Source organism: Pseudarthrobacter sp. NPDC058329 (genome assembly GCF_042879835.1).
GTDB lineage: Bacteria > Actinomycetota > Actinomycetes > Actinomycetales > Micrococcaceae > Arthrobacter.
The window spans coordinates 1-12,923 of record NZ_JBHVZR010000012.1 but is presented as its reverse complement, the minus strand read 5'-3'; the positions used below and the strand labels follow the sequence as shown (position 1 = coordinate 12,923).

General features: G+C 65.7%; 14 protein-coding genes. 6 read left to right on the top strand and 8 right to left on the bottom strand.

Features of this window, described 5'->3' with window-relative positions; translation table 11 throughout:
- Window positions 1–4: 4 nt before the first annotated feature.
- Genes ACFVYC_RS15195 through ACFVYC_RS15185 form a run of 3 tightly spaced genes read left to right on the top strand, consistent with a single transcriptional unit; the run spans window position 5 to window position 2,447 of the window.
- Window positions 5–613 carry a sugar O-acetyltransferase gene (locus tag ACFVYC_RS15195; protein WP_387551626.1) on the top strand — a complete coding sequence of 203 codons (609 nt, stop codon included), beginning with the start codon at window positions 5–7 and terminating at the stop codon, window positions 611–613.
- The gene (locus ACFVYC_RS15190; RefSeq protein WP_387551623.1) at window positions 610–1,191 is read left to right on the top strand and encodes a TetR/AcrR family transcriptional regulator; all 582 of its coding nucleotides are present in this window, start codon (window positions 610–612) and stop codon (window positions 1,189–1,191) included. The genes ACFVYC_RS15195 and ACFVYC_RS15190 overlap by 4 nt, the downstream gene beginning before the upstream one ends.
- Entirely contained in the window at window positions 1,188–2,447 is a 1,260-nt protein-coding gene (locus ACFVYC_RS15185; protein ID WP_387551620.1) for an MFS transporter, read from the top strand. Before ACFVYC_RS15190 ends, ACFVYC_RS15185 begins: the two co-directional genes overlap by 4 nt.
- A 15-nt stretch (window positions 2,448–2,462) precedes the next feature.
- Here the strand turns inward: ACFVYC_RS15185 and ACFVYC_RS15180 are convergent, their stop codons facing one another.
- The 8 genes from ACFVYC_RS15180 to ACFVYC_RS15145 form a co-directional block, all read right to left on the bottom strand.
- Window positions 2,463–3,452, bottom strand: coding sequence for a cyclase family protein (locus tag ACFVYC_RS15180; protein ID WP_387551617.1), 990 nt, complete (start codon window positions 3,450–3,452; stop codon window positions 2,463–2,465).
- Window positions 3,449–3,703, bottom strand: a complete 255-nt coding sequence (locus ACFVYC_RS15175; protein WP_387551614.1) for a hypothetical protein — start codon at window positions 3,701–3,703, stop codon at window positions 3,449–3,451. The genes ACFVYC_RS15180 and ACFVYC_RS15175 overlap by 4 nt, the downstream gene beginning before the upstream one ends.
- 11 nt (window positions 3,704–3,714) lie before the next feature.
- Window positions 3,715–5,052, bottom strand: coding sequence for a TRAP transporter large permease subunit (locus tag ACFVYC_RS15170; RefSeq protein ID WP_387551611.1), 1,338 nt, complete (start codon window positions 5,050–5,052; stop codon window positions 3,715–3,717).
- Between the two features lie 79 nt (window positions 5,053–5,131).
- A complete protein-coding gene (locus ACFVYC_RS15165; protein ID WP_387551608.1) occupies window positions 5,132–5,911 on the bottom strand; it encodes a DUF1932 domain-containing protein in 780 nt (259 codons plus the stop codon).
- Window positions 5,912–5,933: 22 nt separating this feature from the next.
- The gene (locus tag ACFVYC_RS15160; RefSeq protein ID WP_387551605.1) at window positions 5,934–6,563 is read right to left on the bottom strand and encodes a methyltransferase; all 630 of its coding nucleotides are present in this window, start codon (window positions 6,561–6,563) and stop codon (window positions 5,934–5,936) included.
- 35 nt (window positions 6,564–6,598) lie between these two features.
- Entirely contained in the window at window positions 6,599–7,603 is a 1,005-nt protein-coding gene (locus ACFVYC_RS15155) for a tripartite tricarboxylate transporter substrate binding protein (RefSeq protein WP_387551602.1), read from the bottom strand.
- A 48-nt stretch (window positions 7,604–7,651) separates the two neighbouring features.
- Window positions 7,652–9,154 carry a tripartite tricarboxylate transporter permease gene (locus ACFVYC_RS15150; protein ID WP_387551599.1) on the bottom strand — a complete coding sequence of 501 codons (1,503 nt, stop codon included), beginning with the start codon at window positions 9,152–9,154 and terminating at the stop codon, window positions 7,652–7,654.
- A gap of 2 nt (window positions 9,155–9,156) precedes the next feature.
- Window positions 9,157–9,660, bottom strand: coding sequence for a tripartite tricarboxylate transporter TctB family protein (locus ACFVYC_RS15145; RefSeq protein WP_387551596.1), 504 nt, complete (start codon window positions 9,658–9,660; stop codon window positions 9,157–9,159).
- Between the two features lie 118 nt (window positions 9,661–9,778).
- On the opposite strand from ACFVYC_RS15145, the gene ACFVYC_RS15140 reads away from it, so the two are divergent.
- The 3 genes from ACFVYC_RS15140 to ACFVYC_RS15130 all read left to right on the top strand — a co-directional run.
- Window positions 9,779–10,579: an IclR family transcriptional regulator gene (locus tag ACFVYC_RS15140; RefSeq protein ID WP_387551593.1), complete on the top strand. Its 801-nt coding sequence runs from the start codon at window positions 9,779–9,781 to the stop codon at window positions 10,577–10,579.
- A 213-nt stretch (window positions 10,580–10,792) separates the two neighbouring features.
- Window positions 10,793–12,472 carry a thiamine pyrophosphate-dependent enzyme gene (locus ACFVYC_RS15135; RefSeq protein WP_387551934.1) on the top strand — a complete coding sequence of 560 codons (1,680 nt, stop codon included), beginning with the start codon at window positions 10,793–10,795 and terminating at the stop codon, window positions 12,470–12,472.
- Between the two features lie 66 nt (window positions 12,473–12,538).
- Window positions 12,539–12,923 (top strand): aldehyde dehydrogenase family protein (locus tag ACFVYC_RS15130; protein ID WP_387551590.1); only part of this gene is annotated, 385 nt, incomplete at its 3' end.

Sequence of the window (12,923 nt, the reverse complement as noted above, 5' to 3'; positions counted from 1 at the left end):
CCCCATGCAAAACGAGTATTTGGTCGATGACGGCCGCACCATGCGTCAGCGGATGCTGGACGGCGACGACTACATCGCCGATGATCCTGACCTGGCGGTAGCCAATCGACGGGCCATAGAGCTGTCGTTCCGGTTTGCCCGGACGTGGCCTATTGATCCGGCCGCCGGCCGCGCCATCCTGGCGGACCTGCTCGGTGCGCTGGGCTCCGATACCGAAGTCCGTCCGCCGCTGCGCGTGGATTACGGAAGTCACATCTCCATCGGGGCCAGGACGTTCATCAACTACAACCTGACGGCCCTCGACGTCGCCCGCATCTCGATTGGTGACGACGTCCAGATCGGCCCGAACGTCCAACTGCTGACGCCTACCCATCCGGTGGCGCCGGAACCGCGGCGCGCGAAGATCGAAGGTGCGAAGCCCATCACCATCGGCGACAACGTCTGGATTGGTGGCGGGGCCATCATCCTGCCCGGGGTGACCGTGGGGGAAAACTCCGTTATCGGGGCAGGCGCCGTGGTCACGCGTGACGTCCCGGCGAATGTGGTGGTTGCGGGAAACCCTGCCCGGATGGTGCGGAACCTGAACGAGTCCAGCCAGGCGGGTCCGGCGTGACCTCCCCGGCTTCTGCCGATGCCGGCACACCTCAGCAACGCCGGCGCCGACACGATCCGGACCGCCGGGAACGCCTCATCGATGTTGCCCTCGAAGTGATCGCCGAACACGGGGTGGCCGGGACGTCCCACCGACGGGTCGCGGCCGCCGCGGAGGTTCCGCTTGGGTCCATGACCTACCACTTCGCCGGGATGGACGAGCTGCTGGAGGCTGCGTTCACCAGGCTTGCCGGGCAGGCCGCCGACGCCTTCGACCAGGCCATGCTGCAGGCCCGGACCACCGACGACGCCGTGGAAGCCATCGTTGGCCTGGTCACCGGCGACGTCCTCAACAAACCCGAGGCAATGGTGGCGACCTACGAGTTGTACTCACTGGCGGCGCGGCGGCCGGAAATCCGTTCCATCACCAACGCCTGGATGGAGCGGAGCCGGGCCGCCCTCGAACGCCATTTCACCCACGACACGGCCCACATGCTCGACGCGCTCATTGAAGGCCTGACCCTCCACCGAGCACTGTCCCTCGACCCCATGCCGCTCAGTACTGTCCGTGCAGCCATCCGAAGGATCACCACCGCATGACATCCCTCACCACTACCGCCGCAACCGCGCACTCACCCAAGCGGCTTGGCCAGGCCCGCGCCGCCGTCGCCGTCCTGTTCCTCACCAACGGCGCCCTCTTCGCCAACCTCCTCCCCCACTACCCCGCCATCAAGGCTGAACTCGACCTCAGCAACGCGGCGCTGGGCATCTCGATCGCAGCCTTCCCCCTGGGTGCGATCATCGCCGGGCTGGCCGCGGGCAGCCTGATCAGGCGCTTCCGCTCCGCCCGGGTGGCAACTGCCGGCACCATTCTTATAGGCCTCGCCATCCTTGTCGCGGGCCTCGCCCCGTCCTGGACCGCCCTCACAGTGGCCCTGTTCATTGCCGGCTCCATGGACGCCATCGTTGACGTGGCCCAAAACTCGCACGGCCTGCGCGTCCAGAAGCTTTACAAGCGGTCCATCCTCAATTCCTTCCACGCCGTGTGGAGCATTGGCGCCGTGCTCGGCGGCCTGATGGGAGCCGCTGCTGCCGGCCTTGAAGTGCCGCGGGGCGTCCACCTGTCCATATCCCTCGTGCTCTTCAGCACCGTAGCGCTGGTGTTCTACCGGTTCCTCCTGCCGGGTGCGGAGCCCGAAGAACCAGCCGGGGATGCCGGCGTACCTTCAGCCGGTCCGGCAGCCGGAAATGCCGGCGGGAACGTCCGGCGCTGGGTCATGGCCGGCGCGCTGGCGGCACTTGTCCTCATTGCGGCGGCAGGGGCGCTGGTGGAAGATGCGGGAAGCTCCTGGGCCGCGGTGTACCTCGCCGGGCCTCTTGGCGCTTCGGCCACCATCGCCGGCCTGGGATATGTGGCCTTGGTAGGGCTGCAGTTTGTCGGCCGGCTCGTCGGCGACCGGCTCGTGGACCGCTTTGGCCAGCGGGCCGTCGCCCAGGCCGGTGGCCTGCTCGCCGCAGCAGGCATGGGCATCGCGCTGCTCTTCCCCTCCGTGCCGCTCACCATCATCGGCTTCGGTCTCGCCGGCCTCGGCGTGGCAACGCTCGTACCCGCCGCCATGCACTCGGCCGACGAACTTCCCGGCCTGAAAACGGGAACCGGACTCACAGTAGTCAGCTGGCTCATGCGGCTGGGCTTCCTGCTCTCCCCACCAATCGTAGGCGCGATAGCGGACAACACCAGCCTTCGTACCGGTCTCCTGGTGGTTCCCCTGGCCGGACTCCTGGTCCTGCTGGCATCGCCGGTGCTGCCGAAACGTGCTGCGTCCGGCAGCCACCACTGGATCAACGAAAAGTAGTGCTGCGCTCTTTTGTTAGATCAGCGCGGTCGCATTCGCCGGTGATCCCGTCCCGCCGATGATGTTCAGCGGTTTGATGGTGACAAAGGCATCCCAGGATCCGGTACTTCGCAGGAGCCGCGCCAGCGGGCCAAGCCGCCACAGCTCACCCAGGGGCATGCCGAGCTTGGCGAGGAGTTGCTGGTGCATCATGCCGTGGTCGTTGAAGGCGCTCTCGCGGTAGGGGCTCGACGGCACAGCCGGCAGGCACTCGAAAGCGAAGTTGTCGGAGGCAAGAAGGGCGAGACGCTGGTCCCATGCCCAGGCGACGAACTCCGCCGACTGGGCAACACCGGTGGCCTTCCGGCTGTCGCGGATTCGCTGCTTTTCCTCCGGCAGCAGAGCCAGGAACCATTCGCACCACCCGGTATGGAGCATCAGGATGTCGCCTTGCCGGAGGCTGACGGATTGCGCCTCCGCTGCCGCCTCAATGAGATCGAGTCCAAGAGGCTCACCGGCGGCATGGTCAATGGGAACGCCCCGGCCGGCGCGGTACCCCTCGAGGTCGAGCAGCACTCCCCTGCCAACGATGGGTTTGTCCGCCCATTCCTGGATGCCGAGCTCCGCCGTACCTTCGCGGACGAGGTGGTCGGGGGTGCCGTTGTAGAAGCCGACGTCGTCCGCCCGGCGGTGCCGCAGCCCGTCGATCTGCGTGGACCCCTGCAGATAGTAGCCGTCCAGGAAGTCGTCCCGGTGTGCCGGGTGCGAGGCGTAGATGGTGTGCCGGGGAGCCCCGCGCTTGAGCGACATGCCGGGATCAAAGGCGTCGGCCGGGTAGTCCAGGCCCACCGCCGTGCCGGTCCGGATGCAGCTCCGGGCTTCCAGCGCCGCTTCAGGAGTAATGAACGACGGCGTCCCCCGGGTTGCGTCCGGAAACAGCCCCCAGGAGGTTCCGGCCAGCGCGCCCTCCCGCCCAAGCAACTGCGCGAAGGCGGGATAGGCTCCGTTGGCGGCTGCCGAGGTCATCGGGCCCCGGCTTCCTGCGGCTGTTCCTGGTTTTGGCGGCGCTTGTAGCTGAGGAGGAACCCGGTGATGGCGCAGATCGAAGCAGCGATGCACATGGGCGTCTTGATGGTGTCATTGAGGAGCTCCAACCAGTCGCCCTGGCCCGCGATCAGCGCAACCGCCTGGCCAGTCACGTACACCACTCCCCCAAGAAGGAGCGCAGCCAGGGTCAGGACGAAGGGGACCTCAAGGGCCCTTTGGATCTTGTGCATAAGGGTTTCCTTTAGATCGGCAGGATGCCGAGGATGATCAGGACGCCGATGCCGAGCAACGGCAGCGCGTAGTGGGTCAGCAGCCGGACGAACGTCTTGATCGGATCAACGTCCGCGATGCCACACGCCACGTACAGCGGGGCACCTCCCGGGGGAACCGCTGCCTCACAGGAGGAGAACACCAGGACAGCCACGGCTGCCGTGGTTGCCGGAACGCCGGCCGCGACGAGGGTTGCGACGCCGACGGTTCCGACGGCGGCCATCGTCGCCGTGGCGGAAAGGGGCGCAGCGACGGCGATGATGATCAGCCCGATCAGGATCGCCAGGAGCCAGAGGGGCAGGTTCATCCCGTTCAGGAGTTCCGTCATCTGCTGTGGCAGACCCGTGGCGGCGAGGGCGTTCGCGCCGGCGAAGGCGAAAACCACCGTGACGCCCACAATTCCGAAGCGTGGTGCCGAATTCTGCAGCAGCGCCCACCAGGCCCGCCCACCGGTGGGAAACTTCTTCCGGCCCAGCAGGAAGCCGGTGATAATCAGGACCACAGGGATCCAGACGATCACGCTGACGGACTTCGTGACATCGCCGCCGGTCCAACCAGACAAGGCTTCGCCGATGGCGCCGGAGGTGATGACCAACGGGATGGCCACCACGACGAACAACAGCAGGGTGGCCCAGCCACGGCCGAACGCTGAACCGACGGAAAGCCGGTGCGCGGCGTCAAGCGGGGTCATTCCGCTTTTGCGGACCAGCAGCCAGGTGACGATCAGCCGGTGCAGGAAGCACCACAGGCCGCCGAACAGCAATGGCAGGACGAGCGCGTTGATGTCCAGCAGCGGTCCCACCGTGGCGGACCCGACGAGAACGAACATGGAGGCGCTGAACGGGAAGGTGATTCCCATACCCGCGTTGCCGGCCACGAGCGTCGCCGCCGACGGCTTGTCCAGTTTGGATTTTTCCATCCAGGGGATGGTGACCGAGCCGACCGTGGCGGCGATGGCGGCCTGGTTGTGGACTACCCCGCCCAGGCCGGCAGAGGCCACGGTGGATACCCACGCCGGGCCGCCTTTGACCCCGCCGATGAGGGAGTTGAGCAGGTCGATCAGCCGGTCCAGCACACCGCCTTTATCCAGCAGGTATCCCATAAAGACGAACGCCATGGTGGCGTAGACGATTTCGTCGGTGACGGCCGAGTACAGGGCCGTCCAGCCGATCTGGCCGGCTGCTGCACCGGTGAACGGGAGCACAACCAGGAACCCGAGGATCATCGCCTCGCCGACGCTGCGCTTGATGACGGTGGTCCACAGCAGGATGACGGCCAGGTAGGCCCCCAGTGCCCAGATGCCCATCATGCTGCTGCTCCTGACGGCGGATTGCGGGATGCGTGGGAAATCAAAGGATCCCTGTTCATGATTGTGCCCCAGCCCGCGGTCAGCGCAAGGCCGGCGCTGTTTCCCGGGCCATGCGTTCGAGGGCGGCGGCCGATGCGGTGGTCATTTCTGCCGGTACTCCGAGGTCCGAGAGGTAGCTCGCGGTATCCTGCATCTCCTTGGAGCGGCGGACGGCGTGCTTTGCCGTGCCGGTGAGGAACCTGTCAATGACGGCCTGGCCGTCTCCCGCCAACTGGCGTGCGATCTGGGTCCGGATCCACTCTTCGAGTCCTGCTGCCTTGCCAGCGTTGACCGCTTCAACCACCACCGAGGCGAGGCCCTTCATCAGGACGCTGCGCAGGAGCTTGTGGGCCATCGCCGCGCCGGGCTCACCGTCTGCGATCTCGACCTCCACACCCAGCGGGCGGAGCAGGTCCGCGACCGTCTGCGAACCGGGGCCGCTGACCATCAGGGGCGTCTTTTCCCCCAGTGCCGACACGGGTCCCAGGATGGCAACGTCGGCGAAGTCGGCTTTGCCGGGAAGCTGGCCCAGTTCCTGCATCACGCCGGGGGAGGATGAGGTGAAGTCCGCGTAGCAGCTCCCCGCGTCCAGCACCGGAAGGCAATCCCGGGCGACGCTGCGTGCTGCGGCTGCTCCTGTCATCACCAGGACGATGTCGGCCCCGGTGCAGGCTTCCGCAGCTGTCGCGGCGCGGGTGACGCCGGCAGGGGTGGACGGGGCAACGGGGTCAAACCCGGTGACCTTGTGGCCGGCGGCTGTGAGTGCCGCGGCGTAGGTGGCTCCGGCTTCGCCGAGGCCGATAACAGTTACCGCTGTCATGATTTTCTCTGTCCTTCTTGCGTTACTGGCGGGCAGCGACGATGGCTTGCCGGCGGTTGGTTTCGTCGGCGAAAACTGCTTCCGCGGCTTCGGCTACTGCGGCTGCCTGTTCGCGGGGAATGACCACGACGCCGTCCGAGTCGCCGATGATGACATCGCCCGGGACGACGGGGACGCCGCCGAACGCGAGCGGCGTTCCCAGGCGGAAGGGGCCGTTCTTGTAAGGGCCTGCAGGAGTAGTAGCCCGGGCGAAGACGGGCATGCCGATCTCGGCCAGCGCTTCGGCGTCGCGCGCTGCTCCGTCCAGGGCGAAGCCCGCGATGCCAAGGTTGATGGCACGCTCACCGATGAGTTCGCCGAGGAGGGCGCGGGACTCATCGCCGCCGCCGGCCACAACAATGACATCTCCGCGCCGGGCGTGCTCCAGGGCCTTATGGATGCCCTGGTTGTCTCCGGGCCGGGTCCAGACGGTGAAGGCGGGACCGGCCAGGAGGGCGCCGGGCCAGATGGCCTGGATCGCGGAGTTGGCTACGCCGAGGCGGTCCATGGCGTCGCCAAGGTTGGCGGCAGGAAGCTTGGCGAGCCGTTCCACCACGTCCTTGTCGGGGCGGGGAAAGTCGGCGTCGATGGTGTCAATGGCTGGAGTTGTCATGGTGAATTCTTCCGTCGGGTAAGGGTGCGGGAGGGCTAGTCGGTCTTCTGGACCAGCGGGAGGACCTTCTTGAAGTCCTCTTCCTGGCCGGCCCAGAACTGCTTGTAGTCCTCGCCGGTGAGGTAGCTGGTCTGCAGGCCGAGATCGTTCATCTTCTGCACTACTGCGGGGTCTTCGATGGCCTTCTGGATGGCCGCTTCGAGCTTCGCTGCTACTGCTTCAGGCAGTCCCGCGGGGGCGGAGTAGCCGCGCACGGTGCCGGCTTCGAGGTCGTAGCCGGATTCCTTGAACGTGGGAACGTCCGGCAGGGAGGGTGCGCGCTCTGAGGTCATAACGCCCAACACGCGTGCTTTGCCCTGCTTGGTCAGATCGTTCACGTCGCTGACGTTGGCCACGAGGATGTCCACGTGCTTGCCGAGGAATGCGGTGGTGGCCTGCGATGCGCCTTCTGAGAAGTGGACCGGTGCGAACTCGGAGCCGGTGGCTTCCTGGATCTGAGCCAGGGCGAAGTGCTCGCCCGTCTGGAGGCCGGTGGTGCTGGCCGTCATGGACTTCGGGTTGACCTTGGCGGCATCCAGGAGATCCTTCAGCGTCTGGTATGGGCTGTCATGCTGGACTGCGATGACGGTGGGGTCGATGACCTGGCGGCCAAGGGGCTGGAAGCTGTCGCGGGTGTACTTCGCACCCCGGGCCGGGTCCAGGGGTGACACCACCACTGAAGGTGAGCCGGTGGCGCCGATGGTGTAGCCGTCAGGGGCGGCGCTGGTCAGCTGTGTGTAGCCAATCTGTCCGCCGGCGCCGGGCTTGTTGATGACCTCGACATTCGTGCCGAGCTCCTTCTCCAGGATGGGCTGGATGAGCCGGGCTGCCGTATCGACGGCGCCACCGGAGGAGAAGGCCACGACGAGGTCTATGGTCTTGCCCTTGCGGGGGAAGTCATTGGCAGCGGTGTTGCCGGATCCTGCGTTGGCGCCGCAGCCGGTGAGTGCGATCAGTGTTGCTGCTGCGACGGCAGCGGCGAGACGTGAAAGGGTTTTCATTGTTCTTCTCCTTTGAAGGGGGTGTTAGGGGGTCCGTGCGGGGTCGATTCAGGTTTCGGGGTCTTCGTTCAGTGCTTTGGGCTTGCGGAGCTTGAGCAGCGGGCTGAAGACGATCAGGAGGCCGAGTCCGATGAGGACCGCGGAGAAGGGACGGTTGACGAAGATGCCGAAGTCGCCTTGCGAGATTTCCAGCGATTCGCGGAGTGAGCGTTCCATCAGGGGTCCGAGCACCAGGGTCAGCACCATGGGTGCCAGGGGGATCTCCAGGTGCCGCAGGGCAAGGCCCAGGAGGCCGAAGCCGATCATCACGAAGACATCGAAGACGCTGAAGTTGATGGTGTAGGCGCCTATGACCATAAAGAGCAGAATCAGGGCGGTGAGGATCGACGACGGGACGCGGAGGATGGAGGTCCACAGCCCTACCAGCGGAACGTTCAGGACCAGCAGGAGGAGGTTACCGATGAAGAGGCTGGCGATGATGGCCCAGGCGATTTCGGAGTGCTCGGTGAAGAGGGTCGGCCCGGGCGTGAGGCCCTGCTGGAGGAAGGCTCCCATCAGGACGGCGATGGTGGGTGATGCCGGGATGCCGAGGGTGAACAGCGGGATCAGCGCAGCGTTCGCATGGGAGTTGTTGGCGGTTTCGGGACCTGCGACGCCTTCAATGGCGCCCTTGCCGAGTTCGTTGCGGTGGCGGGAGAATTTCTTTTCCGCGCCGTAGGCCAGCAGGGACGAGACCGATCCGGTCATGCCCGGGATGAGTCCCAGGCCGAAGCCGATACCGGTGCCGCGTGCCATGGCCGGTGCGCTCCGGCGCCATTCCTTGCCGGTGGGAAGCAGCGAGCGGAAGTTGGGTGCGTGCACCGCAGCAGGCTGGTCCCCCTTGCGGTAGGACAGAAGTTCCGAAAGACCGAAGACACCGACAATCACGGCAACAAAGCTGACGCCGTCCAGCAGCCGGTCCATGCCAAACGTGAACCGCGGAGCACCGGCCACGGGGTCGATGCCCACCATGGCGATGAGAAGGCCCAGGGCGCCGGAGATCACTGCCTTGACCATTGATTTGCCGGCAAGCGCCACCAGGAGTGATATGCCGACGACCATCAGGGCGAAGAATTCCGGTGGCCCGACGAGCAGTCCCAGTTCCCCGAGCGGTTTCGCGGCGGCCACCAGGCCCAGGGTGGCGATCGTGCCGCCCACGAAGGATCCGACGGCGGCGATAGTCAGCGCGGCTCCGGCCTTGCCGATCTTAGTCATCGCGTAGCCATCGATGGTGGTGATGGCTGAAGCGGCTTCACCGGGGGTGTTGAGCAGCACGCTGGTAATGGTTCCCCCGTACGCGGTGCCGTAGAAAATGGCACACAGCATGATGATCGCGCCGGTGGCATCCAGGTTCAGCGTGAGTGGGATCAGGAGAGCGACGCCGGCGACGGGCCCGATTCCGGGCAGCACACCGATGGTCGTTCCGAGCAGGCAGCCCAGGAAAGCAAAGAGCAGGTTTTGCCAGGTCATGGCGGACGCGAAGCCGCCCATAAGTTCGTTGAAGATATCCACGTCTAGAGTCCGATCGTGTTCAGCAGGGGGAAGGCCGAAACGGGCAGGGACACGTTCAGCCCGTAGTTGAAGGCGTAGAACGCGCCCACGCTGCCGGCGAGGGCCGTGATCAGCGAGGAGGTCCAGGACCGGCGTCCGCGCATCTTCAGGTGGTACATCAGGAAGAGGAACATGCTCAGCTGGAAGCCGATCAGGTCCATCACGGCCGCGAGGATTACCAGGCTGACAACCACGGCGATCACCAGTCCACGGTCAACGCCTTTTACAGTCTCGCTGGGGCGGCGCAACTCCTGGATCAGCCAGACAACGGCCATCGCGGCAAACACTGCCCCCATTGCGAAGGGGAACAGGCCGGGTCCCGGCCCAAGGGACGTCCAGAGGCCGAGGGCGATCGAGGTGACCAGGACGTAGACGCCGACGGCGGCGAAAGCGCCGATGCCCACCAGCACAGAGGGAGCCACTCGTGCGGCGCTCTCGGGTTTCGTCATTACTGACTCCGTTGTCATCGGTTCCTTCTAACTTGCGTCATTTTATTTCATAGAATGAAATTGTATTGCGTACAGAGAAATAGTGACAGCTGACACACGAGCTGTCAAGCGCAAGGAAGTTACATAGAATGAAAGGATGACGACGACCTCCATACACTCGGACGGCCCGGCAGAAGATGCCCCGAAGGCCTCGAACATGCGCTCACTGTCCCGGGCCATGGAGGTATTCGCCGAGCTTCAACGGGCGGAGCGGCCACAACGGCTGAGTGACCTCGCCAGGACTTGCGGCATGAGCCTGCCCACCACCCTGAGGATCCTGCGGGTGCTGCAGGATTTCGGGATGGTCAGCCAAACGGACAAGTCATACCGGATTGGTCCGGCAGTTTTGCCCGCCGCCCGAAGCTTTCTTGAGAACGATCCACTCGTCGTCTCCGCCCGCCCGGTCCTTCAGCAGGTGGCCTCGCAGACCGGCCTTACCGCGTCTCTGTACACACGGCTCGGGTTTGAGCGCATCCTCGTGGCGCGCGTGGACGGCGAGGCGCCCCTGCGCTATGACCTCCCGCTGGGAAAGCGTCTCCCCCTGACCCTCGGCGCGGCCGGCAAAATCCTGCTGGCCTCCGCTTCCGATGACGAGCTCCAGCAGGTGGTGACGGCGGCAATTGCGGCCGGCCATGAGGACCGGGGGTTCACTGCCGAGGCCCTCCGCTCCCGGCTGCCGGAGCCCGGTGCCGACTACGCCTACTCGGCCGATGAGCGGGCCACCGGTGTCAGGTCCGTGGCCATGGCCATCCAGAACAGGGCTGGACGGCCCAGTGAGTCCGTGTCGCTCACCAGCCCCGTGGAAGCAGCCGATGAAGCCACGCTCAAGGCCGGGGTTCCCGAGCTGCGGCGCGCGGCAAGCCGGCTCTCGGAACTTCTTGAGGGCTCCGTCTATTAAGACGCCCGCGTAGCATTCGTGGAGTACGTCACGTTCCCGCGAATTTGGCGCAATCGCCGCGGATGATTGACACATGGGTGCGGCTCTGCCAATATTTCACTCGACGTAAGAACATTTCATTCTATGAAACAGCAGCATGTGCTGCATGACGATGGAGTCAGCTTTGGCCGAACCACTTTCTTCCAGCCCCTTCGCCTGCCCGGGAGTGTCCAAATGACGGCGGCAGTGGAAGCACAGCCCGGCGTAAAGCACACCGCCCTGGCCCAGAAATCTGCAGGCCACGTGATTGTGGACTCGCTGGTGGCTCACGGGATCAAGCGTGCACACGTTGTCCCCGGGGAAAGCTTCCTGGACGTCCTTGACGGGCTCCATGATTCGACGATCGAAACTATTGTGTGCCGCCATGAGGGCGGTGCTACGTACATGGCCGAGGCTGACGGCAAGATGAACCAGCTGCCTGGCATCGCCATGGTCACCCGCGGGCCGGGCGCTGCGAACGCGCACGTTGGTCTGCATACTGCGTGGCAGGACTCCACCCCCATGGTGCTGTTCGTGGGGCTGATCCCGTTCGCCCACCGGGACCGTGAGGCGTTCCAGGAGTTCGACATCAAGGCCTGGTTCGATACCGGAGCGAAGCGCGTAATGGTCCTGGACCACGCCGAACGTGCCTCCGAGATCGTGGCCGAGGCGCTGTTTGCGGCCATGAGCGGGCGCCCCGGCCCCGTGGTTATCGGCCTTCCCGAGGACGTCATCCGCCAGCAGATCCCGGCCGAACTCCACCCGCCGATCCCGGTAGCCACCGGCGGCATGACCACTGTGGATTCCGCCGCCCTGGCCGAAGCCCTGGCCGCGTCCAGCAAGCCGCTCTTCGTCACCGGCGGGAACGACTGGACCCAGGAAGGCGCCGACCAGCTCACCGCCTGGCTGGAGAAGCACCACATTCCCGCCGCTGCGGAGTGGCGCACCCAGGGAACCGTCCCCTTCGACTCCCCCTCGTACGTCGGCCCCATCGGCTACGGCCGGCACCGCCCCACCTACGACCTGCTTGAGGAAACCGACCTGCTGGTCTTCGTTGGCACCGTTCCCGGCGATGTTATTACCGACGGTTTCCTCTGCCGGCAGGACTGGAAGAAAAAGAACTTCCTCGTCACCATCGACCCGTCCCTCCGCGGCCGCTCCGGACCGGTCTCCTACCAGATCGTCGCTAAACCCGACGTGTTTATCCGGGACCTGGCCAAGCTGGAGCTGCCCGTCAAGGACGAGTGGAAGGACTGGACGGCACGGATGCGCGGCGAGCAAGTTACCTTCGCCGCTCTCCCGGCAGCGGCGCCGTCGTCCGGCCAGGCACGGATGGACACCCTGATGGCCAACCTCGTCCCCACCCTGCCGGCGGACGCGATGGTCACCCTGGGTGCGGGCGAGCACACCAACTGGGCGCATCGCTATTTCCCCACCCAGCGCTACGCCTCCATGATCAGCGCCCGCAATGGCTCCATGGGCTACTCCGTCCCCTCAGCCATCGCCGCGTCTTTGGAGTACCCGGGCCGGCGTGTGGTGACCATCGCCGGTGACGGCGAGTTCCTCATGAACGGCCAGGAACTCGCCACCGCCGCCCAATACGGCGCCACTCCCTTGGTGATCGTGATGGACAACCAGGAATACGGCACCATCCGCACGCACCAGGAACGCCACTACCCGGAGCGGGTATCCGGAACCCAGCTGAAAAACCCGGAATTCGCGCTCATGGCCCAGGCCTTCGGCGGCGTCGGCATCAAAGTGGAACACGACGCCGACATCCCCGCCGCGATCGAAGCAGCCCTGAAAGCCATCGATGAGGACAAGGTGTTCGCCCTCATCCACCTCGTCGTTGAACAGCGCGTCAAGGCCTACTAAAGCCCTGTCCCTGCGGTTGAGCCCCATCGCGATCCAGCTAGTAAAACTTCTTGTTAGGACTTCCTCATGACTGTTTCTGAGCTTTCCCCTGCCGTTTCCCGGGAGCGCGAAGCTGCGCTCCTCGCCTCGGTCCCCACCGGCCTGCTGATCAATGGGCAGTGGCGGGAGGCGTCCGACGGCGGCACGTTCGACGTGCACGACCCCGCCACCGGCGAGGTCCTCGCCACCCTCGCCTCCGCCACCAGCGAGGACGCGGTCGCCGCACTGGACGCCGCCGACGCCGTCCAGGCGTCCTGGGCCCGCACCGCACCCCGGGCGCGGGCCGAGATCCTGCGCCGCGCCTTCGACCTCGTCACCGAACGCGCCGATGACTTCGCGCTGCTGATGACCCTGGAAATGGGCAAACCCCTGACCGAAGCCCGCGGCGAGGTCACCTACGGCGCCGAATTCC

Bases quoted from the DNA above. Each gene is read 5' to 3' on its own strand.
- ACFVYC_RS15180 (WP_387551617.1), bottom strand. From the start codon at position 3,452: ATGACCTCGGCAGCCGCCAACGGAGCCTATCCCGCCTTCGCGCAGTTG.
- ACFVYC_RS15175 (WP_387551614.1), bottom strand. From the start codon at position 3,703: ATGCACAAGATCCAAAGGGCCCTTGAGGTCCCCTTCGTCCTGACCCTG.
- ACFVYC_RS15135 (WP_387551934.1), top strand. From the start codon at position 10,793: ATGACGGCGGCAGTGGAAGCACAGCCCGGCGTAAAGCACACCGCCCTG.
- ACFVYC_RS15140 (WP_387551593.1), top strand. From the start codon at position 9,779: ATGACGACGACCTCCATACACTCGGACGGCCCGGCAGAAGATGCCCCG.
- ACFVYC_RS15160 (WP_387551605.1), bottom strand. From the start codon at position 6,563: ATGACAACTCCAGCCATTGACACCATCGACGCCGACTTTCCCCGCCCC.
- ACFVYC_RS15195 (WP_387551626.1), top strand. From the start codon at position 5: ATGCAAAACGAGTATTTGGTCGATGACGGCCGCACCATGCGTCAGCGG.
- ACFVYC_RS15165 (WP_387551608.1), bottom strand. From the start codon at position 5,911: ATGACAGCGGTAACTGTTATCGGCCTCGGCGAAGCCGGAGCCACCTAC.
- ACFVYC_RS15145 (WP_387551596.1), bottom strand. From the start codon at position 9,660: ATGACAACGGAGTCAGTAATGACGAAACCCGAGAGCGCCGCACGAGTG.
- ACFVYC_RS15155 (WP_387551602.1), bottom strand. From the start codon at position 7,603: ATGAAAACCCTTTCACGTCTCGCCGCTGCCGTCGCAGCAGCAACACTG.
- ACFVYC_RS15185 (WP_387551620.1), top strand. From the start codon at position 1,188: ATGACATCCCTCACCACTACCGCCGCAACCGCGCACTCACCCAAGCGG.
- ACFVYC_RS15170 (WP_387551611.1), bottom strand. From the start codon at position 5,052: ATGATGGGCATCTGGGCACTGGGGGCCTACCTGGCCGTCATCCTGCTG.